This is a genomic window from Burkholderia sp. 9777_1386, assembly GCF_015712265.1.
Taxonomy (GTDB): domain Bacteria; phylum Pseudomonadota; class Gammaproteobacteria; order Burkholderiales; family Burkholderiaceae; genus Burkholderia; species Burkholderia cenocepacia.
On record NZ_JACCQB010000110.1, the window covers coordinates 1 to 3185 of the forward strand.

Below are 3185 nucleotides of genomic sequence, written 5' to 3' on the forward strand. Positions count from 1 at the left end.
CACGACGGATCTCCAGGGCGATATGGTCGGCGATCGACAGGACGGCGCCGCTACCGCGGCGCCGTCAGACAAAAAACTGGGGAAAATTACTTCGACGAAAGTGGGGAGTATCTATCCGACGCTGACAAGCTATCGCTTGCCCCGAGGATTTCCCAGGCGTATCGATACTCCATGCCCTCCAAAAGCTCGACCATACCCGCAGCGGCATTTTCCGGGGAACTGCTGTCGTCGGAGCACCAAAGCGTTGCTAAAGGAGTGGCAGAGCGACGGGGTAACACCGCTATGTGCAACTTAGCGGTGACGTTCCCCGTCGAGTCGCGAAGAAGTGCGATAGCTTCTGAGGCAGCGCACACGGCTTATTCTGTAAAGCTAGCAAATTGATTGGCACGCAGGCTTCGAAGCATGCGGACCGTCTTAGCATAGGCGATAGGAAGTGCGGCACCCTGGCCTGGCATTTCGTCGATCGTAAATGTCGGAAGCTTGTCATCGGCCAGAATTGAATCCGGCAGATCTCGACAGAACTGCGCCAGCGCCAGGAGTGGCAGTTCAAGGCGTCTGCGCGATCCATGCAGTCTCGGCAGTACCTTTTGCATGACGATCCGGTCCACGATCGATGCTAGGCCGTCGATCCCTGCCTCTTGTGCCAAGGCTGCGAATCGGATCGCCTCATAGAAGACACGATGGCCGAACTCCAGGTTGTACCGGCTGAGTAGTTCGTGCAATTGTCGCAGGCGCTGGTTCAGCTCGTTGAGCGCGTCGCTCTGGCGATCTCGATGCCAGTTGTCATCCTGCGCGATGCTCAACAATCCCCTCACCAGCTCCTGATCCCCGGCAACGCATGGGCGCGGCTTGATCGCTTCGATCGAGAGATCACTTGAGTGAACGCGAAACTCGAAAGTGTTGGCACGATCGAGAACTTTTGGCGAGAACATGTAGGTCGTTTCGTCGATGTTGACGGTGCCGACGATCCAGAGATTTCGCGGAAGCGGTAGCTGCTTTTCTGCGCTGGCCTTCAGTCGCCAGCAGTCGTCCGTTCCCTTGTGAAGGTTTGGAATACACGGTTGCCCCGACTCCATACCTGACAGTACGTCGGCGAAGTAGCGCTCGACGTGTGCGAGGTTCATCTCATCCAAAAGTAGCAAGTACGGATGCTGTGGATCTGCTGCCGCCTTCAAGATGAACTCCAACGGTGCAGGAACGGACCAGGCCCGGCGCCCGTCGAGTTCGCGCTTAAGGGCGTCTTCGTATCCAAACAACGCTTCTGCACCTGTCCAGTCGGGCCGGACTGCGGCGACGTGAAGTCGATCCGTGCCTAGCCATTCACCGAAGCGAATGGCAATTTGTGTCTTACCCGAGCCAGACAGTCCAGTCAGAATTGCTAGCGGCTTCGTGACCAGACTCGAAATGAAGGATGCAACGAGTCCATGGTGATGATCACCGAACTTCACGCCACTAGTAAGTAGGGCGTTGCTGAATGCATCGATCGCTGTGCGAAGCTCCGCTCTGACGGGGAGTGGTTCGTCCGAGTGCTCTGGTTCAATTGCATCTGGCAACTCCTCCGCATCGTTGCCGGCCAGAACTTGGCTATAGATGTCGATGACATCGTCCAAATCCTGTTGCAGCTCGGCCATCGGCAATGGTTGCGTGAGGTCGTACGTCGCGCGAACAAAGGATGTGTCATAGCGATCCGGTACGCGACCATATCGTTCTTTAAACCATTCCCTTACCGTTTGTGCTCCAGCCAGTTCGCCCCAGCTCAATCGGGACGCCCCCTCTTCGCTTACTCCATAGCACAGCAGTAATTGCTGCTGCTCCGCGTACAGAAGTAGGACGGGGTAGATGCCTTGGTTAACCGATTGTCCGTCGCCAAGAAACGCGATCCAGGGAATCCGGGCGAAGTTGCCTTTGCCGAAACTCACTCTGACTTTTAGATCCCGGTATACGCTGAGGTAGCCCCTTGTTCCGAGTTCCTTTCCATCACTCGCTTGTTTGAGAAAGCGATTGAGGAGCTCCGGAATGCCGTCTGACGATTCCTCCTTGGGTTCAACTTCGAAATCGAGGCGTCGCAGCAAGCGGAAGGCGGACGAAGCTTCGCCTCCGGAGAAAGCTGCACGATCTAGTGGCTCCCCCGTTGCTTGTTTAACAGCCAGGGACAGGACCAATTTTGGTGGGTAGCGCTTACCGTCATAAACCAAATCGTAACCAGTGGATTCCGCGTCCTTCGGCACACCTTCTTGGTCGATTTCGTGCAGAGCCAATCGAATGTGCTCTGCCGTTACGTTCTCTGTTGCTGCAGCGAATGTCTCGCTGCGCCACTCTCCCTTCAACGGGGGCACGTAATAATCGAGCTGCGTCGTGCCGCGCTCTGTTTCAAGGCGTTTCCGAATTGCTTGCAGTTCGCGATCCAGTTGAACAGGATCCATGCGATTGACTACACGGCGCTCGTGCTTCGAATAGTGGCGAACAATAGTCTTGCGATCGTTCTGTCCAAAGATCCGTTCGAAATCGTCAGGGAACAGCAGGAAGAGCAGCATGTGACGAAACTGCCTTGCTTCCCAATCCGGGACCTGGCGAAGCCATTCATCGAATGCCCAACCGTCACCAATCAACTCCAGTTGACGAATGCTGGTTAGCTCACTGAAGCGGCGGAGGAAGTTGATCAGGAAGACGAGCTCGCGCCATTGATTTTGATTGAAGCCCGGGCCGGCGCTACCGACACCTGCGAGCACGTCGTCATCTAGCCAGCGCGAGTCCGTCGGTAACGGTTCGCCGGACCACGACCAAATAGCCTGGATAGTCTTGCGTTTGTGGGCTGCTGTGAGGCTACTTGGGCAGAGGTACAGCAACCACATCATTTCTGCGACCAGTTGCTTCGCGGAGTGCGAGGCCGGTGCGAGCTGACTCTCTAATTTCTCAAGAAACTTTCCGTCCCCGAGATCGGGGTTACGTACGAAATGCTCGTCGAGCAAGTCGAGAGCTTGTGATGTCCAAAGCGGTTGATACGTCAGAACAGAACCGCTGCCTAAGAGAGCTGCGTCCCGCCAGTGGATAGCCGCCTCTGGAGTTGACCCTGTAATACCGGACACAGCCTCACACTAAGGTTGCTGAATCCATCGAGCGCCGGAACTCGCGAGGCGAGCGGTATTTCAGCGCGCTATGGGGATGCTTCTCGTTGTAATGCTCGA

The 3185-nt window shown here is 56.0% G+C and carries 1 protein-coding gene; it reads right to left on the reverse strand.

All coding sequences use genetic code 11. From position 1 onward, the window contains the following. Positions 1–356: 356 nt before the first annotated feature. Complete coding sequence (locus H0X91_RS34525; protein WP_230878103.1) at positions 357–2969, reverse strand: McrB family protein; 2613 nt, start codon at positions 2967–2969, stop codon at positions 357–359. Positions 2970–3185 lie beyond the last annotated feature (216 nt).